Origin of the sequence: Arthrobacter sp. ISL-5 (assembly GCF_018613835.1) — a bacterium.
Classification (GTDB): domain Bacteria; phylum Actinomycetota; class Actinomycetes; order Actinomycetales; family Micrococcaceae; genus Arthrobacter.
The window spans coordinates 42,928-67,452 of the sequence record NZ_JAGGPM010000012.1 but is presented as its reverse complement, the minus strand read 5'-3'; the positions used below and the strand labels follow the sequence as shown (position 1 = coordinate 67,452).

At 67.2% G+C, this 24,525-nt stretch carries 21 protein-coding genes and 1 pseudogene; 15 read left to right on the top strand and 7 right to left on the bottom strand.

Annotation, left to right across the window (positions count from 1 at the left end; genetic code table 11):
- Together J7I89_RS06165 and J7I89_RS06160 are read left to right on the top strand one after the other, a co-directional pair.
- The gene (locus J7I89_RS06165; protein WP_214968303.1) at positions 1 to 930 is read left to right on the top strand and encodes a pantoate--beta-alanine ligase; all 930 of its coding nucleotides are present in this window, start codon (positions 1 to 3) and stop codon (positions 928 to 930) included.
- A 106-nt stretch (positions 931 to 1,036) separates the two neighbouring features.
- Positions 1,037 to 2,551 (top strand): MDR family MFS transporter, encoded by a 1,515-nt coding sequence (locus J7I89_RS06160; RefSeq protein WP_214968301.1) that lies wholly within the window; start codon positions 1,037 to 1,039, stop codon positions 2,549 to 2,551.
- A 97-nt stretch (positions 2,552 to 2,648) separates the two neighbouring features.
- On the opposite strand, the gene J7I89_RS06155 is transcribed toward J7I89_RS06160, so the two are convergent.
- Both J7I89_RS06155 and J7I89_RS06150 read right to left on the bottom strand, forming a co-directional pair.
- Complete coding sequence (locus J7I89_RS06155; protein ID WP_214968300.1) at positions 2,649 to 3,485, bottom strand: alpha/beta fold hydrolase; 837 nt, start codon at positions 3,483 to 3,485, stop codon at positions 2,649 to 2,651.
- A gap of 9 nt (positions 3,486 to 3,494) precedes the next feature.
- Positions 3,495 to 4,448 (bottom strand): alpha/beta fold hydrolase, encoded by a 954-nt coding sequence (locus tag J7I89_RS06150; RefSeq protein WP_214968298.1) that lies wholly within the window; start codon positions 4,446 to 4,448, stop codon positions 3,495 to 3,497.
- 98 nt (positions 4,449 to 4,546) lie between these two features.
- Here J7I89_RS06150 and lysS point away from each other — a divergent pair, with 98 nt between their 5' ends.
- From lysS to J7I89_RS06120, 6 genes are all read left to right on the top strand, one after another.
- Entirely contained in the window at positions 4,547 to 6,085 is a 1,539-nt protein-coding gene (gene lysS / locus J7I89_RS06145; protein WP_214968297.1) for a lysine--tRNA ligase, read from the top strand.
- Between the two features lie 2 nt (positions 6,086 to 6,087).
- Positions 6,088 to 6,363 (top strand): hypothetical protein, encoded by a 276-nt coding sequence (locus J7I89_RS06140; RefSeq protein WP_214968481.1) that lies wholly within the window; start codon positions 6,088 to 6,090, stop codon positions 6,361 to 6,363.
- Between the two features lie 136 nt (positions 6,364 to 6,499).
- Complete coding sequence (locus tag J7I89_RS06135; RefSeq protein WP_214968295.1) at positions 6,500 to 6,826, top strand: Lsr2 family protein; 327 nt, start codon at positions 6,500 to 6,502, stop codon at positions 6,824 to 6,826.
- 432 nt (positions 6,827 to 7,258) lie between these two features.
- A complete protein-coding gene (locus J7I89_RS06130) occupies positions 7,259 to 9,751 on the top strand; it encodes an ATP-dependent Clp protease ATP-binding subunit (protein WP_214968293.1) in 2,493 nt (830 codons plus the stop codon).
- A 387-nt stretch (positions 9,752 to 10,138) separates the two neighbouring features.
- A complete protein-coding gene (locus J7I89_RS06125; RefSeq protein WP_214968291.1) occupies positions 10,139 to 12,271 on the top strand; it encodes a prolyl oligopeptidase family serine peptidase in 2,133 nt (710 codons plus the stop codon).
- Positions 12,272 to 12,348: 77 nt separating this feature from the next.
- Positions 12,349 to 12,858, top strand: coding sequence for an amino-acid N-acetyltransferase (locus tag J7I89_RS06120; protein ID WP_214968289.1), 510 nt, complete (start codon positions 12,349 to 12,351; stop codon positions 12,856 to 12,858).
- A gap of 29 nt (positions 12,859 to 12,887) precedes the next feature.
- On the opposite strand, the gene J7I89_RS06115 is transcribed toward J7I89_RS06120, so the two are convergent.
- Positions 12,888 to 13,052 (bottom strand): hypothetical protein, encoded by a 165-nt coding sequence (locus tag J7I89_RS06115; protein ID WP_214968287.1) that lies wholly within the window; start codon positions 13,050 to 13,052, stop codon positions 12,888 to 12,890.
- Positions 13,053 to 13,410: 358 nt separating this feature from the next.
- On the opposite strand from J7I89_RS06115, the gene dhaK reads away from it, so the two are divergent.
- From dhaK to dhaM, 3 genes are read left to right on the top strand one after another with little or no spacing between them, the layout of a single operon-like run.
- The gene (gene dhaK / locus J7I89_RS06110; protein WP_214968285.1) at positions 13,411 to 14,412 is read left to right on the top strand and encodes a dihydroxyacetone kinase subunit DhaK; all 1,002 of its coding nucleotides are present in this window, start codon (positions 13,411 to 13,413) and stop codon (positions 14,410 to 14,412) included.
- Positions 14,413 to 14,414: 2 nt separating this feature from the next.
- Positions 14,415 to 15,041, top strand: coding sequence for a dihydroxyacetone kinase subunit DhaL (dhaL, locus tag J7I89_RS06105; RefSeq protein ID WP_214968283.1), 627 nt, complete (start codon positions 14,415 to 14,417; stop codon positions 15,039 to 15,041).
- Entirely contained in the window at positions 15,038 to 15,811 is a 774-nt protein-coding gene (dhaM, locus tag J7I89_RS06100; RefSeq protein ID WP_214968281.1) for a dihydroxyacetone kinase phosphoryl donor subunit DhaM, read from the top strand. The genes dhaL and dhaM overlap by 4 nt, the downstream gene beginning before the upstream one ends.
- A gap of 67 nt (positions 15,812 to 15,878) precedes the next feature.
- Here the strand turns inward: dhaM and J7I89_RS25035 are convergent.
- The 3 genes and pseudogenes from J7I89_RS25035 to J7I89_RS06085 form a co-directional block, all read right to left on the bottom strand.
- A pseudogene (locus J7I89_RS25035) lies at positions 15,879 to 16,124 on the bottom strand (hypothetical protein); the annotation flags it as partial.
- Between the two features lie 581 nt (positions 16,125 to 16,705).
- Positions 16,706 to 17,542, bottom strand: a complete 837-nt coding sequence (locus J7I89_RS06090; protein WP_308159823.1) for an A/G-specific adenine glycosylase — start codon at positions 17,540 to 17,542, stop codon at positions 16,706 to 16,708.
- Between the two features lie 195 nt (positions 17,543 to 17,737).
- A complete protein-coding gene (locus tag J7I89_RS06085) occupies positions 17,738 to 18,304 on the bottom strand; it encodes a hypothetical protein (RefSeq protein WP_251044990.1) in 567 nt (188 codons plus the stop codon).
- 122 nt (positions 18,305 to 18,426) lie between these two features.
- Between J7I89_RS06085 and J7I89_RS06080 the strand changes: the two genes are divergently transcribed.
- On the top strand, positions 18,427 to 19,140 hold the full coding sequence (locus tag J7I89_RS06080; protein ID WP_251044989.1) for a hypothetical protein: 714 nt from the start codon (positions 18,427 to 18,429) through the stop codon (positions 19,138 to 19,140).
- A gap of 87 nt (positions 19,141 to 19,227) precedes the next feature.
- Here J7I89_RS06080 and disA read toward each other — a convergent pair whose 3' ends face one another.
- Positions 19,228 to 20,304, bottom strand: coding sequence for a DNA integrity scanning diadenylate cyclase DisA (gene disA, locus J7I89_RS06075; protein WP_214968278.1), 1,077 nt, complete (start codon positions 20,302 to 20,304; stop codon positions 19,228 to 19,230).
- A 398-nt stretch (positions 20,305 to 20,702) separates the two neighbouring features.
- Between disA and J7I89_RS06070 the strand changes: the two genes are divergently transcribed.
- The 3 genes from J7I89_RS06070 (at position 20,703) to J7I89_RS06060 (ending at position 24,512) form a co-directional block, all read left to right on the top strand.
- Complete coding sequence (locus tag J7I89_RS06070) at positions 20,703 to 22,316, top strand: peptide chain release factor 3 (protein WP_214968276.1); 1,614 nt, start codon at positions 20,703 to 20,705, stop codon at positions 22,314 to 22,316.
- 157 nt (positions 22,317 to 22,473) lie between these two features.
- Entirely contained in the window at positions 22,474 to 23,694 is a 1,221-nt protein-coding gene (locus tag J7I89_RS06065; protein ID WP_214968275.1) for a beta-ketoacyl synthase, read from the top strand.
- Positions 23,695 to 23,885: 191 nt separating this feature from the next.
- Positions 23,886 to 24,512 (top strand): hypothetical protein, encoded by a 627-nt coding sequence (locus J7I89_RS06060; protein ID WP_214968273.1) that lies wholly within the window; start codon positions 23,886 to 23,888, stop codon positions 24,510 to 24,512.
- The last annotated feature ends 13 nt before the right edge of the window (positions 24,513 to 24,525 follow it).

Here is a 24,525-nt window from a genome sequence, read left to right as displayed (position 1 = left end):
ATGGGAATCCGACTTGTGACCACCGGAGCGTCGCTCCGTGCCCAAAGCCGCTTGCTCCTGACCCAGAAACACGGCTCCTCCCAGGGGCTGGTGCCCACCATGGGCGCCCTGCACGAGGGACACGCGCAGCTGGCACGCACCGCCGTCGAACAGAACGACGTGGTGGTGGCGTCCATCTTCGTGAACCCGCTGCAGTTCGGCGAGGCGGCGGATCTGGAGCGCTATCCGCGGACGCTCGAGGCGGATATGGCCCTGCTCGAGGAACAGGGAGTGGACCTGGTGTTAGCCCCGTCCGTGGACGAAATGTACCCCGGCGGCAGGCCACTGGTCCGGATTACGGCCGGCCCGCTGGGGGAAAAATGGGAGGGCGCGTCCCGTCCGGGGCACTTCGACGGCGCCCTGACAGTGGTGGCGAAACTGCTCCATTTGGGGATCCCCGGCACCGGACTCCCGGGGAACGGCGCGTTCGTCACCGGCGCCGGAGGCGGGCTGCCCGGCTACCGCGCCTACTTCGGGCAGAAGGACGCCCAGCAGCTTGCCCTGGTCCGGCGGATGGTGGCTGACCTGAACTTTCCCGTGGAGATCGTTGCGGTGCCCACGGTGCGCTCGGAAGACGGCCTGGCGCTGTCCAGCCGCAACCGCTTCCTCTCGGGGGAGGAGCGCGAGGCCGCGCTGGTCCTGTCGCGTTCGCTGCGGCTCATCGAGGACCGGGCCAACGCGAACGAGGCCCTCGATGTGGAGTCTGCCCGGGCGCTCATCGAATCCCAGCCGCTGGTTGACCTGGACTACCTCGAAGTGGTGGATCCCGGGACACTGGAACCGCTGGCCGAGAACTGCCGGGAGACACCGTTCCGCGGTGAAGGACTGGCGATCGTTGCGGCCAAGGTGGGCGCCGTGCGGCTCATCGACAACGTGCCGCTCAGCTCCTAGCACCAGCTCTTGCCCGTGTACGGGAATGAGTCCGGCCCTTAGACTGTTGGAGTCTGCAGCGGCGGCGTCCGCAAGCCATCACTCCCAACTCCCCGAGGGTCTCTCCATGTCTATCGAAGTCTCGTCAAATTCCCCCGGTGAACCCGGGGAGCCAGGCGCTGCGTTGAACCCGCCGGCCGGTGCGGCCACTGAAACGAAGCAGGCCGCCCCAACCGGAACCCTGCCGGTTGACAAGATGTCCCGCGAGTCCGTGACCGTCATCGTCACGCTGCTCGTGGCCACCTTCGTGGTGATCCTGAACGAGACCATCATGAACGTTGCCCTGCAGCGGCTCATGGTGGACCTGAGGGTGGACGCCCCCACGGTGCAATGGCTTTCCACGGGCTTCATGCTGACCATGGCGGTCGTGATCCCCACCACCGGCTTCATCCTGCAGCGGCTGACCACCCGCGCTGTCTTCCTGCTGGCCATGGGCCTTTTCGCGGGGGGAACCGCACTGGCGGCCGCCGCGCCCGGCTTCGAAGTCCTCCTGATGGCGCGAATCGTCCAGGCCGGCGGCACCGCCATCATGCTGCCGCTGCTGATGACCACCATCCTCACCTTGGTGCCGCTAACGCGCCGCGGGGCTGTCATGGGCAACGTCAGCATCGCCATTTCCGTGGCGCCGGCCATGGGCCCCACGGTTTCAGGCCTGATCCTGGAGCACTTTTCGTGGCGCTTCATGTTTGTTTTCGTCCTGCCCATCGCGCTGGCGGCGCTGGCGATCGGTGCCAGGTTCCTGACCAACGTCGGCGAAACAGAAAAGTCCAGGCTCGACTTCCTGTCCGTGGTGCTGACCATCCCCGCGTTCGGCGGCCTGGTGTACGGCCTCAGCCAGATCGGCGGCGGTCACGGCGGCGACGGCGGACCGAGCACGCTCGCCCTGGCTGCACTGGTCATCGGCGTAACCGGACTGGTGGCGTTCGTGCTGCGCCAGCTCCAGCTGCAGAAGTCCGAGGCCCCGCTGCTGGACCTGAGGGCCTTCAACTTCCGCATGTTCACGGTGTCCGTGCTGCTAATGGTGGTGGCCATGGTGGCCCTGTTTGGTGCCGTGATCCTGCTTCCGCTGTACCTGCAGGAAATCCGCGGCCTGAAGTCCCTCGAGACCGGCCTGGCGCTGCTGCCCGGCGGCCTCGCCATGGGCCTGCTCGGACCGGCGATCGGCCGCCTGTTCGACAAAGTGGGCCCGTTGCCGCTGACCGTGACGGGATCGTCCCTCATGGTCCTGGCGCTGTGGCAGTTCTCCCTGCTGAACGCCGGGACCCCGGTGTGGTGGATCATCGCCCTGCACGTTGGCCTGAGCCTGGGGCTCGCGCTCCTGTTCACCCCGGCCTTCACCACCGGGCTGAATCCGCTGCCGCCGCACCTGTACTCGCACGGGTCCGCCATCATGAGCACCCTGCAGCAGGTGGCCGGTGCCGCCGGCACGGCGCTGCTCGTGTCCATCTTCGCCGTTGTCTCCGCAGGATCCGGGCTCGTCGCCGGGATGAACGCCGCTTTCCTGACGGCCACCATCATCGCCGTTGCCGCCGTCGTCCTGTCCGCCATGATGCGAAAGACGCCAGGCGCCGCCAGCCACTGAACGGACACTTAAGCCCCTCCCGCTGAGCGCGAACAAGCACATAATGCCCCGTTTTCCCCCGAATGAGGGGATTACGTGCTTGTTCGCGGAGGGCAGGTCAGCCGGCGAAGAACTCGCTGAGTTCCGTGATGAGCTTGTCCGGTGCGCGGTTGACGCCGTCGTGCCCGAAGCCCGGCAGGATGGTGTAGCTGGAACCGGACAGGACGTCGTGGATCTGGCCGCAGGCCACGCCGAAATAGGCAGGGCTCTTCTCGCCCACAATGATGAGCGTCTCCAGCGGCAGATCCAGGAACGGCTCCGCCGGCATGTCCGCGGCAATGATGGCCTTGATCTCACGGACGCCGGTGCGCATCATCTCGCGCTGCTGCTTGCCGACCGAGGTGCCTGCCGTGAGCTTGTTGGCCAGGGTCAGCATGGACAGCGGCATGCGCGACGAGAACGCGCCGCCGGCCTCAAGTCCCCGCTGCAAAACGGCGAGGGCGCGGTCATCGTCTCCTGCCGCCGTCGCGCGTTCATATTCAGTGGTCCAGTCAGCCTTGACGCTGTGGTTCACGGAAACGGCCGGGTCATAGACGGCAAGCCGCTCCACCGGGAGGGTCCTGGCAGCGTGAATCGCCACGGCGCCGCCGAAACTGTGGCCGAAGACATCGGTGCTGGACGTGTGCTTCATCACGGCATCGAGGTCGCGGATGTCGACGTCCAGCGTGTAGTCCCCGGGCTGCTCGGACGATTCGCCGCGGCCGCGGCGGTTGAAGGTGTGGACCGGGCGGCCCAGTTCGGCGCTGAGCTTCTGGGCGAAGCGCGTGTAGTCGGCAGCCGTCACCATGGAGGCCGTTACGACGACGACGCCGGAACCCGCCGATGCGAGCTCCGCGCCCGTGGTGAACAGCTCAAGTCTGCCGTCGTCGGGTGTGCTGATGATCTCGCGCGTCATGCTCCGAGCCTAGCCGAGGCCGGGCCCTCCTGACAGCCCGGCCCGCTTGCGCCGCCGTCTGCTCAGGGACTGCAGGCCCACTGACTGCGGGCCGCCGTCAGTGCCGTCCAGGAAGCGCGCCATCCTGATGGCCAGGCGCTTCCCGGGGCGGATGGGGCCCTCGTGCAGCTGGCCCGGGACCACGCCGAACTCGATCGCCGGAACGGCCGCGGCAAGCTGGCGCCCCGTGTCGGCGAAATATCCGGGGCTCCAGCCGCCGCTGAGCATGAGCGTGGGGGTGGACAGCCCCACAAAATCGTCCAGGTGGGCGTCGGCGTCGAGCACGGCCCGCATTTCCTTCACGGCAGTCGGCAGCAGCTCCCGCATCTCGGCGCCGAGGTTGGTCCTCGCGGACAGGATGCTCAGCATCCGGAGCGCCCCGAGCGGCAGGTAGGAGACCGGCCCGGCCGTCGCCAGGCCCTGCACCAGATGCGCCCAGGCGTGGTTGAGCTGCCCTTCCGTCACGGCCTGCTCCAGTTCCGGACGCCAGCGATGGTTCAGGTTCCCGGACAGCGACACCGCGGCGTCATACGTCACGAGCCGCCGGAGCGGGATGCTGCGCGCGGCCTGAAGCGCCACGAAGCCGCCGTAGCTGTGCGCCACCACGTCCTGCGATCCCGTCGCCCGCATGACAGCCGTGAGGTCGCTGACCTCGGTGGCCACCGAATAGCCGTCCGGCTGGGGCGGGGACCCGGCCCTGCCCCTGCGGTTATAGCAGTGCACCGGCCGGCTCAGCAGGAGGCTGAGTTTGCGGGCGAACGGACGGTACAGCGCGTCGGTCACCAGCGTTCCGTGGATCACGACGACGCCGGGTGGCGCCGGTGCGGGCGGGTCACCGTGCGCTGCGGTGAGGCCCGCGGGCCGGAAGGAATGCACCTCCAGCCGGCCGCCGCCGTCGTCCGTCTCAACCGTCCACGTCTCCACAGCCCGAGTCTATGCCCCGCCCCTGACAGGAAATCGGGGAGGGCAGGCCGGAGCAGCGGCGGCCCGAAAGCCGGGTGCGCGAAGTCCCGGTAAACTTGATGATTGTGACTTCCCAAAACACCCCTGCCCCCAAGAATGCCCCAGAGCCGGTCGACGCCAGCGAACAGATGCGCATCCGCATGGAAAAGCGCGCCAAGCTGATTGAACGCGGCACAGAGGCATATCCGGTGGGTGTTGAGCGCACGCATTCACTCAGCGAGATCCGTGAAAAGTACGCGCACCTGGAAGCCGACGACACCACGGGCGACGTTGTCGGAATCACCGGGCGCGTGGTGTTTGTCCGGAACACCGGCAAGCTCTGTTTCGCCACGCTCCAGGAAGGCGGCGTCGACGGCAAGGGCACCCGGCTGCAGGCCATGCTCAGCCTGGCCAACGTCGGCGAAGAGGCACTCGCGGACTGGAAGGCCCTGGTGGACCTGGGCGACCACGTCTTCATCAAGGGCGAGGTCATCTCCTCCCGCCGCGGCGAGCTGTCCGTCATGGCAGACTCCTGGTCCATGGCGTCCAAGGCACTACGTCCGCTGCCGGTGCTGCACGCGGGGCTGAACGAGGAAACCCGCGTCCGCCAGCGCTACGTGGACCTGATGGTCCGCGATGAGGCGCGCGAAATGGTCTACACCCGCGCCGCCATCACCCGTTCTATCCGGGAAAGCCTGTACCGCCACAATTATGTTGAGGTGGAGACCCCCATCCTCCAGCTGGTCCACGGCGGCGCCCTGGCGCGCCCGTTCGAAACGCACATGAACGCGTTCGACCAGAAGATGACCCTCCGCATCGCCACCGAGCTCTACCTCAAGCGCGCCGTGGTGGGCGGGATCGACCGTGTCTACGACATGGGCCGCGTGTTCCGCAACGAGGGCGTGGACTCAACCCACAGCCCCGAATTCACCACCCTCGAATGCTACGAGGCCTGGGCCGACCAGTTCGTCATGGCAGACCGCATCAAGGAGATCATCCTCGACGCCGCGGACGCCGTGGGCGCCGGACGCACGCTGCAGACCGAAGCCGGCGAGATCAACCTCGACGGCGACTGGGCCTGGCTGTCCGTGTACCCCGGCCTTTCCGAGGCTGTGGGCCAGGAGATCACCCCGGACACCACGCTGGAGGAACTGCGCGCGGTGGCAGAGAAGCACGACGTCAAGACGGACCCGAAGTGGGACGCCGAGAAGCTGGCCGTGGAGCTCTTCGGCGAGATCGTGGAGCCCACCCTGCTGAACCCCACGTTCGTATACGACTACCCGCCGTCGGCCCAGCCGCTGGCGCGGCCGCACCGCGAGGACGGCCGCCTGATCGAGGCCTGGGATCTCATCATCGGCGGCATGGAGCGCGGCACCGCCTTCTCCGAACTCATTGACCCCGTCATCCAGCGTGAGCGTCTCACGGAGCAGTCCCGGCACGCGGCCGCCGGCGACGTCGAGGCCATGCAGCTGGACGAGGACTTCCTCCGCGCCCTCGAGTACGGGGCGCCGCCCATGGGTGGCATCGGCCTCGGCATCGACCGCCTGGTGATGCTCTTCACCGGCGCCGGCATCCGCGAGACCATCCTCTTCCCGCTCCTCAAGCCCGAAGGGCACTGACCGTGGATTACGTAGCCGTACTGCTGCCTTCGCTAGTGGTCGGCCTGCTCTTCTGGTTTGCCATGAAGTCGATCTTCAACGCTGACAAGGCCGAGCGCCAGGCCGAAGCCCGGGCGCAGGCCGAAGCCGACGCGCGGGCGGCTGGCGGCGGGCAGGCCGGTTCGGGTGGACCGGCGGCCGGCGGCGGGCCCGACGCGGGCCCGGACAGCGCAACCGGGCCCCGGCCGGACTCGGCTCCGGACGCGCCTTCCGCGCCGCCGGCTGAATCAGACAAATAACAGGCAACATTCATTCCGGGACTTTCCCACAGGGAACCCTTGCGCGTTTTGACGCGTTGCCTTAATGCGGGAGATACTTAAATAGTTACATCCTGCTTTTCTGGATTCAGGACCCTTTCCAAAAGAGAGAATTTTCATGGCACAGAAAGTTAATATCGTCCTCGTGGACGATCTGGATGGGGGATCGGCGGACGAAACTGTCCGCTTTGGGCTGGATGGTGTGAGTTACGAAATTGACTTGTCATCCGCCAATGCTTCAGAACTGCGGTCCGCGCTGGAACGCTTTGTTTCCTCCGGCCGCAAAACATCCGGTGGCCGCCCTGCCCGCACCAAGGCAACGGGTGGACGCGGCCAGGACTCGGCGCAGATACGGCAGTGGGCGCGGGACCACGGTTACACGGTTAATAGCCGCGGCCGCATCCAGGCTGAAATTCAGGAAGCCTACCAAAAGGCAAATTCCTAGGCTGCCTGGACTCTGAGCATAAGGACGGCGCCCCCGGTGTTTACCGGGGGCGCCGTCCTTTAAGCCTGCTGTTCTTCCTGCAGCGTTAATCAGCCGGCTTCTCGTCCTGGCGTAATCATCTGCCGGCCGCCGAGTAATCCGTCAGCTCGTGAATGCCGGCTCCTCGGCGGCGGCTATATCCGTAAATGCTGCGGGGGCCATCAACCGTTATTCCGGACCGGTTTTGCGATTGAGGGCCGCGCAATGCACGGCAGGCCGTGCGGGAGCCCGGAAGGTCGCCCGCGGAGGCGTATTGGAGGGCGCGCCGGCCGGTTCCGGTAGTCGCGTGCGGAGGCGGCGCAACCCTCACGGTTTCCCCTGTGGCGAACAAGCTCCCCAAGTCCGGATCTCCCACGTAGCATCAAAGTACGTCGTAGCTAGGAGTGTGGCGAAATGTTTGAGCGATTTACGGACCGTGCCCGTCGCGTAGTTGTGCTTGCCCAAGAAGAGGCACGCATGCTGAACCACAATTACATTGGTACCGAACACATCCTCTTGGGTCTGATCCACGAGGGTGAGGGTGTTGCCGCCAAAGCTCTTGAGTCCTTGAGCATTTCGCTCGACGGCGTCCGCGAGCAGGTACAGGAGATCATCGGCCAGGGCCAGCAGGCGCCCTCCGGCCATATCCCCTTCACCCCGCGTGCAAAGAAGGTGCTGGAGCTGTCGCTGCGCGAGGCCCTGCAGCTCGGCCACAACTACATCGGCACGGAGCACATCCTGCTGGGACTCATCCGCGAGGGTGAGGGTGTTGCGGCGCAGGTGCTGGTCAAGCTCGGTGCGGACCTCAACCGTGTCCGCCAGCAGGTCATTCAGCTGCTTTCCGGCTACCAGGGCAAGGAAACCACCGGCGCAGGCGTCGGCCCCGGACAGGCTGAAGGCACGCCTGCCGGCTCGGTTGTCCTGGACCAGTTCGGCCGGAACCTGACGCAGGCTGCGCGCGAGAACAAGCTGGACCCCGTCATTGGGCGCGAGCAGGAAATGGAACGCGTCATGCAGGTCCTTTCCCGCCGCACCAAGAACAACCCGGTGCTGATCGGCGAGCCCGGCGTCGGCAAGACCGCCGTCGTCGAAGGCCTTGCCCAGGCGATCGTCCGCGGCGATGTGCCGGAGACCATCAAGGACAAGCAGCTGTACACGCTGGACCTCGGGTCCCTTGTGGCCGGCTCCCGTTACCGCGGTGACTTCGAAGAGCGCCTCAAGAAGGTCCTCAAGGAGATCCGCACGCGCGGTGACATCATCCTCTTCATCGATGAAATCCACACCCTCGTGGGTGCCGGTGCCGCAGAAGGCGCCATCGATGCGGCCTCGATCCTGAAGCCCATGCTGGCCCGCGGTGAGCTGCAGACCATCGGCGCCACCACGCTGGATGAGTACCGCAAGCACATCGAGAAGGATGCCGCGCTGGAGCGCCGCTTCCAGCCGATCCAGGTCAAGGAGCCTTCGGTTGCGCACGCGATCGAGATCCTCAAGGGCCTGCGTGACCGCTACGAGGCGCACCACCGGGTCACCATTACCGACGGCGCCCTCGCCTCGGCAGCGAATCTCTCCGAGCGCTACATTTCGGACCGCTTCCTGCCGGACAAAGCGATCGACCTCATCGACGAAGCCGGTGCCCGGCTCCGCATCCGCCGCATGACCGCTCCGCCGGAGCTGAAGGAGATGGACGAACGCATCTCCGTGCTGAAGATGGAGAAGGAGTCCGCGATTGACGCGCAGGACTTCGAGGGTGCTGCTGCGCTGCGTGACAAGGAGCAGAAGCTCATCACGGAACGCTCGGAGAAGGAACGCCACTGGAAGACCGGCGGCATGGACGACATCTCCGAGGTGGACGAGGACCTGATTGCCGAAGTCCTGGCGAACTCCACAGGCATCCCGGTGTTCAAGCTGACCGAGGAAGAGTCCTCGCGGCTGCTGAAGATGGAAGACGAGCTGCACAAGCGCGTTGTCGGCCAGAACGAGGCCATCAAGGCCCTGTCCCAGGCCATCCGTCGGACCCGGGCAGGCCTGAAGGATCCGAAGCGCCCCGGCGGTTCGTTCATCTTCGCCGGCCCCACCGGCGTCGGCAAGACCGAGCTCGCCAAGGCCCTCGCCGAATTCCTGTTTGGTGAAGAGGACGCCCTCATCACGCTCGACATGTCCGAGTACTCGGAGAAGCACACGGTGTCGCGGCTCTTCGGTGCCCCTCCGGGCTACGTCGGCTACGAAGAAGGCGGGCAGCTGACCGAGAAGGTCCGGCGCCGCCCGTTCTCCGTGGTCCTGTTCGACGAAGTGGAAAAGGCCCACGCGGACCTCTTCAACTCACTGCTCCAGATCCTGGAAGACGGCCGACTGACCGACTCCCAGGGCCGCGTGGTGGACTTCAAGAACACCGTGATCATCATGACCACCAACCTCGGTACCCGGGACATCTCCAAGAGCGTGGCCACCGGTTTCCAGTCCGGCACCGACACCCAGACCGGCTACAACCGGATGCGGGCCCGGGTCACGGAGGAGCTCAAGCAGCACTTCCGCCCCGAGTTCCTGAACCGTGTTGACGACGTCGTGGTGTTCCCGCAGCTGACCCAGGACGAGATCATCGAGATCGTGGACCTGTTCGTGCAGCGCCTCGAGAAGCGCCTCAAGGACAAGGACATGGGCATCGAGCTGACCAAGGCGGCCAAGGTTCTCCTGGCCACCCGCGGTTACGATCCCGCCATGGGTGCCCGGCCGCTGCGCCGCACCATCCAGCGCGAGATCGAGGACCAGCTCTCCGAGAAGATCCTCTTCGGCGAGCTGCACTCCGGCGACATCGTGGTGGTGGATGTGGACGGCGAAGGCGACGACGCCAAGTTCACCTTCGCCGGCAACGCCAAGCCGCGCATTCCGGAAATCGCCCCGAGCGCCTAGGCCCGAGCCGCACTCCAGCGCCAAAGAAGCCCCGCCCGCCCCGCAAGGGAGCAGGCGGGGCTTCTTGCGCATCCGTTCACGTGCGGTGGCTGGGACGCTGCGGCACCGGCGCCATTTGCCGCTTGCTGCTCCTTCGTCGCTCTGACGCAAGCTACACAAATGCCACCGGCCCCTCCGCTTCGCTTGAGGTGCGCCGTGAGCGGGCGGTGTCGGTCAGGCATTTGCGTAGGCGCCGTCAAAGCGAGGAACGAGCAGGCGCCGGCAAATGGCTCGGCCGGCGGCGCCAAGCCGACCACACGTCTCTGCGCCCGGCAAGGTCTGAAAGCACCGTTTCACCGTCAGTGAACGTCTCTGTGATCCGGGGCACAGAGAGTGTTGAATCGCCACATGGCTTCCGATGACGCAGCGATCCTGCGCGAAAAACCAGCGACCCCCTTCCACGACCTCGACCACTACCTGGCGATCCCGCGCGTCAGTGGCCTGGCCCTCAGCCCCGACGGGCGGCGGCTGGTCACGACTGTCGCCACGCTCAACAGCAAAGGCACGGAGTACGTCACTGCGCTGTGGGAAGTTGATCCCGCGGGCCAGAGGCAGGCACGCCGCATCACCCGCAGAGCCAAGGGCGAGGCCGGTGCCGTGTTCGCGGCCAACGGCGATGTCTACTTCACGTCCGCCCGGCCCGACCCGGAAAGCACAGGCGGCAAGGACAGTGACGATGAACCCGTGGCTGCTCTTTGGCTGCTGCCTGCCGACGGCGGGGAGGCCCGGGTGGTGCTGTCGCGGACCGGCGGAGTGGAGAAGGTGATGGCGGCCCGGGACGCCGACGCGGCCTTCGTGGTTGCCTCCGTGCTCGCCGGCTCGACGGACGAGGACGACGACGCCGAGCGCCGCAAGAGCCGCAAGGACAACAAGGTGGCGGCAATCCTGCACAGCGAATATCCGGTCCGGTACTGGGACGCGGACCTCGGCCCCGCCCAGCCGCGGCTGTTCGCCGTGGAACCAGGTTCGGAGGGGGAATCCGGCAAGCCCGGCACTGTGGACAGCGCCGCGCCTCTGAAGCTCAGGAATCTCACCCCGACGGCGGGATCCAGGCTCCGGGAGGCCGAGTCGGTCATCAGCCCGGACGGGAAAACCATCTACACCAGCTTCGCCAAGCCCCTGGCCAAGGCGGACCTGCGCTCTGTCCTCGTGGCGGTGGACGTCGCCACGGGCACGCAGCGCGTCCTCCTCGACCGGGAGGGGATGAGCTACTTCCCGGGGCCCGTCAGCCCTGACGGGAGGTTCCTGGCCGTCGTCAGCGAGAGCGACACCACGCCGCAGGAGGCCCCGCAGGTCAAGCTTCATCTTCTGGATGTATCCGGTCAGGCCGGGCTTGAGGACCTCACGCCCCTGGCTCACGAGTGGGACCGCTGGGCGCACCCCGAGGCGTGGCTCCCGGACGGCTCGGCCCTGCTGGTCACCGCGGACGACGACGGCGCGTCGCCAGTTTTCCGCGTCACCGTTGCGGCAGGAGTCGCCCGGGGGAGCGTCACCCGGGTGACGCCGGACGCGGCGGCCTATACCGACGTCGTGGTTTCACCGGACGGCGCTGCCGCCTATGCGCTCCGCAGCTCCTACGAGTTTCCGTCTGAGCCGGTGCGGATCGACCTCGCCACCGGGGCCGTCACCAGGTTGCCGGCGCCCGCTGAGCGGCCGCAGTTTGAGGGTTCGCTGGAACGGGTGGAGACGACGGCGGCTGACGGCGCGCGCGTTCCCGCCTATCTTGCCCTGCCGGCAGGGGCGTCGGCGGGCAGCCCGGCGCCGCTGCTGCTGTGGATCCACGGCGGCCCGCTGGGGTCCTGGAACGCGTGGACCTGGCGCTGGAACCCGTGGCCGCTGACGGCCAAGGGCTACGCCGTCCTGTTGCCGGACCCTGCCCTGTCGACCGGCTACGGCCAGGTGCACATCCAGCGGGGCTGGGGCGACTGGGGCAAGGCGCCCTACACCGACCTGATGGCCATCACGGACTCGGTGGTGCAACGCCCCGACATTGACGAAAGCCGGACTGCCGCGATGGGCGGATCGTTCGGCGGCTACATGGCCAACTGGGTGGCCGGGCAGACGGACCGGTTCAAGGCGATCGTGACGCACGCCAGCCTGTGGGCGCTTGACCAGTTCGGACCCACGACGGACTCGTCCCAGTACTGGCTCAAGGAAATGACGGCGGAGATGGCGCTGGAGAACTCGCCGCACCTGCACGTGGAGAACATCAGGACGCCCATGTTGGTGATCCACGGGGACAAGGACTACCGGGTGCCCATCGGCGAAGGCCTGCGGCTCTGGTACGAACTGCTCTCCAAGTCCCAGCTTGCCTCCGACGAGAACGGCCAGACCAGCCATCGCTTCCTGTTCTACCCCGACGAGAACCACTGGATCCTGCAGCCGCAGCACGCCAAGGTCTGGTACGGCGTAGTGGAGCACTTCCTGGCCAGGAACGTCCTGGGCAGGGAGTTGCCGCCGCCGGCCGAGCTCGGACTCTAGGTCTGGCGGGGCGGAAGTGGGGGCGACGGTTGCTGGGGTGACTGGGCCGGGGAGGCGCCCGCCGTAAGATGGGGGCTGTGACTGACGCCTTCACTATTCGCCCCGCCCGCACCAGCGACGTGGCCGCCATCAAGAGACTCGTGGCGCCGCTGGCCGACCAGCGGATCCTGATGGCCAAGGAGACGGTGGCCTATTACGAGAGCCTGCAGGAGTTCCGGATCGCGGAGTCGGCCGACGGAGAGGTGATCGGCTGCGGCGCCCTTCACGTCATGTGGGAGGACCTCGCGGAGGTCCGCACGCTTGCCGCCTCGGACGCCTGGCGAGGGAAAGGCGTGGGCCACGTCCTCGTCGAGAGTCTCCTGGAGGAGGCCGCGACGCTCGGTGTCTCGCGGGTGTTCTGCCTGACGTTCGAGGTGGACTTCTTCAAGCGGCACGGCTTCGAAGTGATGGCCGACCAGTCGGCGGTGGACCCGCAGGTGTACTCCGAACTGCTGCGCTCGCATGACGAGGGCGTTGCCGAATTCCTGGACCTTGCCAGGGTCAAGCCGAATACCCTCGGCAACACCCGGATGATCAAGACGCTCTAGGAGTTAGCGGCCGCGCCGGCGCGCATCGGCTATGTGCAGGACGCTCCGCAGCCGGGGATGACCCCCTGGCTGGGGGTGTGGGCGGTCACCGGAACCTCGGCAGAGACAACGAACCACAGCAGGGTAGCGGCATCAGCGGCGGCGGCAGTGATCTGCAGCCCCGCGGATCCCTGAGTGGGACGCTTCGAGTTCATCTATTACCGCGGCTCTCCGGATTTATCGGTCCAGTGACCGCCCAACACCTTGATGGTGGCAGCGATAGTGCGGAATTCCCGCTGGAATGGATCAAGATCTGCTCAAACGTTCCCGCCATAACATCTTTCTTTTTATACATTTGCTGGATAAACTTTCGGGAGGTCGGAAGGGACAGTCATTGGGGGCTGTCCCTTTCGCTGTTCCCGGCGGTGTTCCAGGGGCTGATCCTGCGGCCGTTTGCGGGCTTTCCTCACATAGCCGTAGCCAGAGCTACCGAAGGCCGGGTCCCGGTAGTAGGGTCAAAGCACATCCTGACCGATGTCAATGACGAAGCACTGAGAGCCCAGGAGCCCGGCCGTGAAAAAGCTCATCAATGACCCCCGCGCTGTGGTGGACGAATCAGTGGAAGGATTTGGGCTCGCCCATGCCGACCTCGTGACCGTCAGCGCAGACCCGAAGTTCGTTACCCGCCGGGATGCCCCCGTGGCGGGGAAAGTAGGCCTGGTATCCGGCGGCGGCAGCGGGCACGAACCCCTCCATGCCGGCTTCGTCGGGCTGGGAATGCTCGACGCCGCTGTGCCCGGCGCCGTCTTTACGTCGCCCACGCCGGACCAGATCATCCCTGCCACACTGGCCGTCAACTCCGGCGCCGGCGTAGTCCACATCGTCAAGAACTACACCGGCGACGTCCTTAATTTCGAGACGGCGGCGGAGATGGCACAGGCGGAGGGCGTGGAAATCCGCACCGTGCTGGTCAATGACGACGTCGCGGTGGAGGACTCCCTCTACACTGCCGGCCGCCGGGGGGTGGGCGGCACGGTCCTGGTCGAGAAGATCGCCGGCGCCGCAGCTGAGCGGGGCGATGACCTTGATGCCGTTGCGGCCATCGGGGACCGGGTGAACCAGAACGTGCGCACAATGGGTGTCGCGCTCTCCGCGTGTACCGTCCCGCATGCTGGTTCCCCGAGCTTCGACCTCAAGGATGACGAGATCGAGATCGGCATTGGAATCCACGGTGAACCGGGGCGGCACCGGATCGCCATGGAAGGAGCCGACGCCATCACGGACCGTCTTCTGGATCCCGTACTCGGCGACCTCGGAGTGGCTTCCGGAGACAAGGTCCTGCTGTTCGTCAACGGCATGGGCGGAACTCCGCTGAGCGAGCTCTACATTGTCTACCGCCGGGCCGCGCAGGTCTTGGCGGATAGGGGAGCCACCGTGGAGCGTTCACTCGTCGGGAACTACATAACGTCCCTTGAGATGCAGGGCTGCTCCATCTCGGTGCTCCGGCTTGATGACGAACTGACGGCCCTCTGGGATGCGCCCGTGCACACCGCTGCCCTCCGCTGGGGCATGTAGCCGTGGGGCTGGACGTCAACTGGGCCGTGAAATGGCTGACGCTCTCTGCGCAGGCGATGGCGGAGCACCGGGTGTGGCTCATCGAACTGGACCGGGCCATCGGCGATTCGGATCACGGGGAGAACATGGACCGCGGCTTCCAGGCGGTATTGGACAAGCTGGCTGAAAACCCGCCGGAAACCCCGGGGGCTGCGCTCAAACTGACGGCCATGGCATTGATGTCGAAGGTGGGCGGCGCGGCCGGTCCGCTCTACGGCACGGCGTTCCTGCGCGCCGGCACCTCGCTCGGCGACGCGGCCTACGTCGATGCTGCCGCGCTCGCTGCGGCGCTTGGCGCTGCCCGGGACGGCATCGTTGCCCGGGGCAAGGCTGAGTCCGGAGACAAAACCATGGTCGATGCGTGGACCCCCGCCGTCGAAGCTGCCGCCGCAGCAGCCGCCGACGGCGACACCCTTGCCGTGTTGATTGCCGCGGCGGAGGCCGCCGAGGCTGGGGCCGTGGCCACCGATCCCCTCGTAGCACGCAAGGGCAGGGCCAGCTACCTTGGCGAACGAAGCGCCGGCCATCGCGATCCCGGGGCGGCCTCGAGCGCCCTGATCCTCCGCGCCGCAGCGGGAGCCGCCGCGTGACAGTGCGGATCGTTGTGGTTTCCCATAGTGAAAAGATCGCCGACGGCGCTGTGGAACTGGCAGCCCAGATGGCGCCGGACGTCATGATGGTCCCGGCCGGGGGGACCTCGGACGGCCGGATCGGCACCAGCCTGGAAAAGGTGATGTCCGCCTTAGAACTCGCGGCCGGCGGCGAAGGCGTTGTGGTGCTCACCGACCTCGGATCGGCCGTCATGACCGCTGAATCGGCGTTGGAATTCGCGGAAGGGCCCGGCACCGTGCTGCTCGCCGATGCGCCCATTGTGGAAGGCCTCGTGGCGGCCGCCGTGGCCGCACAGGGCGGCGCCAGCGTCCACGCAGTCAAGCGGGCGGCCGAGGCGACCCACGGCTACCCCGCCTCACGGCCGAAGGACGAGGAGCATATTCCGTCGGCCGCACACGTTGCCGCAGGTTCCGGCGTCCGCGCAGCCGGAGTGGCCCGCGCAGGACCCCCCCAGGCGGGAGGTTCCGTAGCCGCAGCGGTTCCCGCGGTTCCGGACGCCAGCGGCGACTTTGAACTCGTCAACCTGGCCGGCATGCACGCCCGGCCCGCGGCAAAGATCGCCGGAGGCCTTGCCGGGCTCGACGCCGAGGTGACGGTGAACGGCGTCGATGGCGCCTCCATGACGGGGCTCATGACGCTGGGGGCAGGAAAGGGCTCGGTGCTCCATGTGGAAGCGTCCGGCCCGGATGCGGAACGCGCCGTGGCGTATGTGGCCGGCCTGGTGAGGGCGGGCTTCGGGGAACCCTGAACTGCCCCTCAAGAACGCCCTGGCGGCCCTGACACCTGGCGGTCTCGAGGCCTAGCAGCTTGGCAGCCTATCGGTCCTGGCGGAGGCCGGTCTCATCCAGTACCACCGAAGCGGAGACAAACCGCCCGCACGGCTCGCCGAACGGGTAGTCGCCCCTCGGAGTGAAGCGCAGCGTCCGCACCGGCAGGGGAGTTCCGTCAATGGAAGTTCCGGAGGCCGTAACGTCCATGGGCGACTCCGTCAGGATATCCAGCATGAGCATTCCCCGTTTGGTCCCGTCAGGCGACGCCGTGGCTGAGCACGGGCGGTCCGGTCCGCGGTCGCCGTGCTCCGGAACGTCGGTCGGCGGAACCGGGGGCACTGGAATAGCGGTCGGCGGAACGGGGGGCACTGGAACGACGGGCGCTGGAACGGCGGTCCCCGGAACAGCGGGCTCCGGAACGACCTGCCCCGGAACCCCCTGCCCCGGAGCGCCCGGAACGCTTTGCCCCGGATCGCCAGGCTTCGGAACACCGGGCTCCGGAAGGTAGGGCACGCAGCCCAAGTCCACGGAAATGCTGCCCGGCACCAGCACCAGGTCGCTCTCCCTGCATACGCCCTCCTGGCACGCCTGTAGGTGGAGGGTCTTCACAGCCGGGGCGTAGCTGGCCGCCACCGTCACCGACACCCCTGACGCCTGGGCGATTGCCGGGCACGCCACCTCGAATATGTGGCATCCGGAGACCAGCACCGTCGTCGCAAATGTGGCCAGAAGTACCTTTGCCTTGCCCATAACTTCAGGGTAGATCCGGCCCAATGGTGTGCGGACCGCTAGGCGGAAACTGGTGCAGACATCGTTACCCCTGGCACCGGAACGACGGCCAATTTGAGATAAAAGCCGGCCCGGAGCACAGGTTAAGCCGGCAGCCTGTACCCGCCCTGATGCAGCTCGGCGAGGCCGTCTTCCAGCAGCCCTGCCAGTGCCCGCTCCAGCTGCTCAGGCGCGCAGTTCAAACGGTGCAGCGCGGCGAGCGGGACGCCGATGCCGGTGGCCTCGAAACCGAGGTCCGCCGGCGCCTGCTGGAACATCTCCGCCGGCACCGGCGCGTCGGCCAGCCGCAAGACGGCCATCACGCCGCCACGGACCTGGCGGTCGGTGCCGTGCCAGGCCTGGCCCTTGGGCGTGTACGACGGCGGCGGCTCGCCCGCCGCCAGCCACGCGCACCGCTTCCGCACCGGACACGCGGCGCATTTGGGCGCACGCGCAGTGCAGACCAGCGCCCCCAGTTCCATGACTGAAGCGTTCCAGCGGACGGAACTGCCGACGTCGTCCGGCAGCAGTTCGGCGGCCAGCCGGATTTCCGCGGCCGTCAGCGCCGGAGCCGGCAGCGCGCTGCCCGAAAAGAGGCGCGCGTGGACGCGCCGGATGTTGGTGTCGACCACTGTTTCGCGCCGCCCGAAGGCAAAGGCGGCGACCGCGGCCGCCGTGTAGCCGCCCACGCCCGGCAGGCCGAGTAGCTCGGAGTAGTCCCCGGGAACCTCGCCGCCGTGGTCCTGCACGATCGCAAGGGCCGCGCCGTGCAGCCGGAGGGCACGCCGCGGGTAGCCAAGCCGGCCCCAGGCACGGACGGCTTCACCTGCCGGTTCGCCGGCCAGTGCGGCGGGGTCGGGCCAGCGCCGCAGCCACTCTTCCCAGACCGGGAGAACCCGCACCACGGGGGTCTGCTGGAGCATTATTTCGCTCACCAGCACACCCCACGGAGAGCAGTCGGGCGATCTCCACGGCAAGGCCCTTGCTTCGTCCGCGAACCAGTCTTCCAGGGCTCGGTGGATCGCTGACAGCTCTGTGTCGGCAGGGGCGTCCGTGGACGCGGCGGAGTAATCGGTTGTGGTTTTGATGCCAACACTCTAGTTGAATCCGCTCCGGCCGTGCCGACCGGTGCTTTGTCAGCTGGCTTCCTGATGCATGTCCGGGTCTATTCCGTTGGGCCGTGTCCCGTTGGGCCGTGCCGGCAGGCGTTTCACGTGGCCGTGAAGCGTCTCGCCTCCCCGGCCGTTGGCGGCTGGCACGGCAAGCGCGACCACAAAGCTGGCACCGTCCGGATCCGCGCAGCGGATGGTCAGGCTCCGCGTCCCTTCGGGAATCGACGGAGCAAAGAACTGCAACTGACGGGCGCCGACGGTGGCAACCTCATCCAGCCGGTACTCCGTGCCGAAGTGATCGTGGATGGCAATTTCCGGGGTGTGGGGCTCGGAGCCGTTGGTTGATGCAAGGTGCAGATTGACCACGATGCCGGTGTTCCAGATCTCAACGGCGAGAACTGTGAACTCCGTTCCGTGGCTCTGATGCTTTCCAAAAGTCAGCGGCAGCAGGACGCGTTCAAGATGACCGACAGACACATGATTTTCCATCAGTGGTCCTCTCCTACTAGGACCCGGTAAGTGGTAACCGGGATTCAATTTTAGTAAGCCTGCTGAGAGTTTGTCACGGAAATTGAGCAACGAATTGGACATGGCTGGTCCTGGGTCCGGCGTGGTGGAACTCCATAAACCCGGCCGTTCTCTAGCCTAGAAGGATGGGTAGGCAAGACGATCCGACATCCGGCGCGGGCCGGGTTCCGGCGCAGAAATCGGCGATGAAGAAGAAACCGGCAGCGAAGGCGCCGGCCGGGCGAACCGCGGGAAAAGACACCGCGGGAAAAAACACTGCCGGTCCGCGCCCCCGGACCGTGCGGAAACCGAGCCCTGCCGTGTACCGCCGTCGTCGGCTGTTCGCCGGCGGCGCGCTGCTGCTGGTCCTGGGCCTGATCGCCGGCGGTGTTGCCACAGTGTCCGCCGCTGTCAGCGCCAAAACGGAGCAGGTGGCCTCCACGGAGGGTGGAAGCACTCCGCAGCCCACCGGCGGCCAGACGGCGGCGGCGCCGTCCGCGAGCCCCTCAGCCACGCCGTCGGCCTCGCCTACCTGTGACCAGAAGCTGGTGACCGTCACAGCCGCCACGAACAAGGCTTCCTACGGCCCGGAGGAAAAGCCGGTGCTGACCCTGAAGGTCACGAACGGCGGGAAACTACCGTGCAAGGTGAACATCGGCACGTCGCAGATGGAGTTCCTGGTCACCAGCGGCTCGGACCGGATCTTCTCGTCCGGAGACTGCCAGGCCTCCAGCGACGACCTCGTGAAGACCATCGCCCCCGGCAAGAGCGAGACGGCGAACTTCCCGTGGTCGCGCAGCCGATCGGTGCAGGGCTGCGAGAAAATCTCCGAGGGGTCAAGCGCCGGCAGCGGATACTACGTGTTCATCGCCAAGCTCGGCGCCAAGGTCAGCCCGCCGGCGGTCTTCCAGCTGAACTGACGGCGCCCAGCACGCCCAAGCATCCGTTGCTCCATAACTGCCCTTATGGGCGCCCAAAAGGGCAGTTGCGGAGCAATCGTTGGGGGTTTAGAGGAAGCGGTCCAGGAGGCTGGCTTCCGCCATGCGGCTGAGGCCCTCGCGGACCGTGCGGGCGCGCTGGTCGCCGATGCCGTCCACGGTCATGAGGTCGTCGATACTCGCGGCCATGAGGTGCTGCAGCCCGCCGAAGTGGTCCACGAGCCGGTCCGCCACGGCCTTCGGGACAGCCTTGAGCCCGGAGAGCAGGCGGTAGCCCCTCGGCTGCACCACGGCGTCGAGCGTGTCCACGCCGCCGGCGAAGCCGATGATCCCGGCGATCTTGCCGAGGTCGATCAGCTCGGTGGGGCCCAGGCTGAGCAGGGCGTTGACGGCGCCGTCGATGTCCTCCGGGGAGGCGTTCGGCCCGGCGTAGTCGCGGATGATGATGTCGCTGCCGGGCCCGCGGCCCACCGTGAGCTCGTCCAGCTGTAGGGACAGGAGCCTGCCGTCCTCGCCGAGCTCCAGCACGTACTGCGAGATCTCCTCGGAGATCCGGCGTACCATTTCCTGGCGCTGCAGCGTGACGGCGACGTCGCGCACGGTCACCATGGCCTCGATTTCCAGGGCGGAGAGCGAACTGGTGACCTGGTCCAGCCGGGAGCGGTAGCGTTCCAGCGTGGCGAGGGCCTGGTTGGCGCGGGCGAGGACTTTCTCCGAGCCCTCCAGCACGTGCCGCAGTCCGTTCACGTAGAGCGCGATGATCTGCATGGACTGGCTCACCGAGATCACCGGGACGCCGGTCTGGATGGCGACGCGTTCCGCGGTCCTGTGGCGGGTGCCGGATTCCTGCGTTTCAATGCTTGAGTCCGGGACGAGCTGGACTGCGGCGCGGAGGATGTTCCCGGCGTCCCTGTCGCAGATGATGGCGCCGTCCATCTTGGCCAGCTCGCGCAGCCGCGTGGGGGAGAAGTCGATGCCGATGTCGAAGCCGCCGGAACAGATCGATTCGATGGTCCTGTCCGATCCCAGCACAATCAATGCGCCGGTGCGTCCGCGGAGAATGCGTTCCAGGCCGTCCCGCAACGGGGTTCCCGGGGCCACCCTCCCCAAAGTCGCTTTCAGCGATTCTTCAGGGCTGCGAGCCATATACATTCCCTTCAAAGGTGCAGGGCGGGCCTGCAGGTATGCCGGTTTTCACGAGTCCGCCGGCAGGATCAAAAGTACTCGGTTTCCCGCATGCACCATCCTAGACGTAGATTACCGCAACAACCGCAGGGACAAGCCTCAAAGTGCCCCGTCGGAGGCCTGCGGCGAAGCCCTCCGGAGTGCGTTCGACGGCGGCCGGCGGACGGCCACTTTTGGCCCGCCTTCCGCACGGTTTCCGGCCCTGCGATAAACTTGAAGCCTTGGCTGGCGCTTTCCCCGCCGCCACCCGGCAGCTGAATTCTCGTAAGCCTCAGATTTTTCAGGGCTTCTGACCTTTCAGCCCCCCGCATATATTTCCGAAACCAGGATCCTCCGCGGATCGCAGCGAAAGTAGCACCGTGTCCCAAGAAGTCCTCAGCCCCGCCCGAGTCCATGAGATTCACAAGCAGGCGGGCCGGCGCCGGACGTTCGCTGTCATCTCACACCCGGACGCCGGCAAGTCCACGCTCACCGAGGCCCTAGCCCTGCACGCCAAGGTCATCGGCACGGCTGGAGCCTCCAGCGGAAAGGCCAACCGCAAGGAGACAGTGTCCGACTGGATGCAGATGGAAAAGGACCGCGGCATTTCCATCAGCTCCGCGGCGCTCCAGTTCTCCTACCGCGACACCGTGATCAACCTGCTGGACACCCCGGGCCACGCGGACTTCTCGGAGGACACGTACCGGGTGCTCGCCGCCGTCGACTGCGCAGTGATGCTGGTGGATGCGGCGAAGGGCCTGGAAACGCAGACCATGAAACTCTTCGAGGTCTGCAAGCAGCGGAACCTGCCCATCATCACCGTCATCAACAAGTGGGACCGCCCGGGCCTGGACGCGCTGGCGCTCATGGACGAGATCACCGATCGCACCGGGCTCCAGCCCATGCCGCTGACCTGGGCCGTGGGCATCTCGGGCGACTTCCGCGGCGTGTGGGACCTGCGCAACGACCGGTTCGCCCGGTTCCAGCGCAACAACGCCGGCGCGAACATCGCACTGACCGAGTACTTCACCCCCGAGGAAGCGGCGGCGAACCAGGGCGATGACTGGTCCAACGCTGTGGACGAAGCCGGGCTGGTCATCGAATCCAACCTCGAGTTCAACGTGGAGAGCTTCCACGCCGGCAAGGCCACCCCCATCCTGTTCAGCTCCGCGGCCCTGAACTTCGGCGTCAAGGAAATCCTGGACGCCTTGGTGGACTTCGCCCCGCCCGCTGCGCCGCGCCCCGACGTGGACGGCCAGCCGCGCGCGGTGGACTCCCCGTTCGCCGGGTTCGTCTTCAAGGTCCAGGCCGGCATGAACAAGGCCCACCGCGACCACGTGGCATTCATCCGGGTCTGCTCGGGCGTGTTCGAGCGCGGCATGGTGGTGACGCAGACGCGCACGGGAAAGTCCTTCGCCACGAAGTATGCGCAGCAGGTGTTCGGCCGCGAACGCGAAGTCATCGATGAGGCCTTCCCCGGCGACGTCGTGGGCCTGGTCAACGCGTCCTCGCTACGGGTGGGGGACAGCCTCTTCCTCGAGGAGCCCGTGGAATTCCCCGCGATCCCGCTGTTCGCACCGGAACACTTCCAGGTGGCCCGTTCCAAGGACCCCAGCCGCTTCAAGCAGTTCCGCCGCGGCATCGAGCAGCTCGAGCACGAGGGCGTCATCCAGGTGCTCCGCTCCGACGTCCGTGGTGACCAGGCGCCGGTGCTTGCCGCCGTCGGCCCCATGCAGTTCGAAGTGGTGGAGGACCGCATGGCCCACGACTTCAGCGCACCCATGCGGCTGGAGCGCCTCCCGTATTCCATGGCAAGGATTTCGACGGCGGACGCCATGCCCGCGCTGGCCAACGTGGTCGGTGCTGAGGTGCTGCTGCGGTCCGACGGCGAATACCTCGCCCTGTTCAACGACGTCTGGGCCCTGCGCCGCATCGAGAAGAACCATCCGGACCTCACGCTCGTGCCGATCGGAACCCACAACCCCGCAAAGTAGCCGCTCCGGCCATCCGCCGGCCAAACGGATCCGAATACTCCTTGGAACCCGGGGTTGTCCGGTCCTTCGGGCCGGCACCGGTTTTCCCGGTCGGCCGAGCGGTGCCGAATTGTTTAACGCCGGGCCTCAGGTCCGGTCCCTGGAAGCAAGGTGTGCCATGTCTGCAGTTTCAACCCGGGCCGTCGTTACCGGCATGGGCTCGCTCAACCCCCTCGGCGCCACGGTTCCGGAGACCTGGACGGCGCTGCTCGCCGGGCGTTCGGGCATCGCCGCGCTCAGCGAGGACTGGGCGCAAGCCCTGCCGGTGCGGATGGCGGGACGCGTCACGGCCGATCTGGCGTCGCTGCTCAGCACCCGCGAGCTCAAGCGGATGGACCGCTGCGGACAGCTTGCCCTCGTTGCGGCCCGGGAGGCCTGGGCCCAGGCAGGAACCCCCGACGTCGACCCCGAACGGCTCGCCGTGGTGATCGGTTCGGGCTACGGGGGACTGGACACCACGCTCGCCCAGACCCGGGAGCTGGATAACAGCGGCCCGCGAAAGGTCTCGCCGCACACCCTGACCCGGATCATGGTCAACGGCCCGTCCGCCTGGGTCTCCATCGACCTTGGCGCCCGCGGCGGGGCACGCACGCCCGTCAGCGCCTGCGCGTCCGGCGCCGAAGCGATTGCGCAAGGTGCCGAGATGATCCGGTCCGGAGCGGCCGATGTCGTCATTGCCGGAGGTGTTGATGCGTGCGTCAACGATCTCATCATCAGCGGCTTCTCCCAGATCAGGGCCCTTTCCACCCGCAACGACGACCCCCAGGGAGCCTCGCGTCCGTTTGACCGGGACCGGGACGGCTTCGTCATCGCGGAAGGCGCCGGGATCCTGGTGCTGGAGAGCGAGGCCCATGCCCGGGCGCGCGGCGCGGCGGTCCTCGGCGCGATAGCTTGCGGCGCCGTGACCTCGGACGCCAGCGACATCGTGGCGGCTGATCCCGACATGCAGCGCCGGGTCATGGAGAAGGCGCTCGCCTCGGCGGACCTCTGCGGGGCGGATATCGGGTTTGTGCACGCCCACGCGACTTCCACTCCGGTGGGCGACCGGCTGGAGGCGCAGGCCATCAAGGCCGTGATCGGCGCCGCGGTGCCGGTGACGTCCACGAAGTCGCTCACCGGGCACCTGCTCGGCGGTGCCGGCGCGCTGGGTGCCATCGCCACGCTCCAGGCAATGAGGACCGGCGACCTTCCCGGCACCTACAACCTGGTCAACCTTGACCCCGAGGTGGACCTCAACGTCATCACCGGAACAGTCAGCGGCAGCACCGCGACGGCGGGCATCGTCAATGCGTTCGGCTTCGGCGGCCACAGCGTGGCGCTGGTGCTAACGGCTTCCTAAGCCAAAGCCCCGCCTTCCGCCCGTGGTGCGACGGCAGCGTGGGAAAACCTTGTGCCCGGGAGGCCGGTCGGACAGAAAGGCCGCCGCGGAAAGGTGGCCGCGTGTCATGATCGCCCGCCGTTGAGGGGCGGCGCGGGCGGGCCAGTAGAATTGGGCCTGCCCGCGCCGTGATGTTCCGGAAAGGACCGCCGATGTTGCCTCGCGCCTCGTTCCGGCTTTTCCGGACCGCGCTGATCGGGTCCATCGTCGTCGGATTCTCGGCCGGCGGGCACCTTGCTGCCGGCGGCCGGCTGCCGGAGCCCGCGATCCTCGCGGCGCTCTGCGCCGTGTCCATGATTCCGGTGGCCGCGCTAACGCGATTCCGGCTCACATTCCCCGCGCTAACAGGTCTGCTCGGCGCCGGGCAGCTCTGGCTTCACTGGGCCTTCGGAGCGCTGCAGCCCGTGTCGCCGGCCACGGCGCCCCAACCGCTGATGCCGGGCCATGCCCAGCACTCGGGGACAGTCCTGGCAGCGGAGGCTTTCGTTGGTGCAACACCGGCCCACGCCGCCTCCGATGGCCTCATGTTTGCTGCCCACGCCCTGGCCACCCTGGCCACCGCGCTGATCATGGCCCGCGGAGAACAGGCACTGGGAATCCTGGCGTCCTGGCTGCGTCCCCTGGTGCGTCGGCCCCAGCCGGTCGGCATCGTTCCGGCCCGTGTACCCGGCCCCTGCTCCGTGCCGGCAATCCTTCCTCCGGACGGCCCGGGGCTGCGCTTGCCGTCCCTGCGGGGACCTCCGCGTTCGCGCCGGCCGCCTAGAGTTCCCTTCGCATAAGGACAGGGACCGA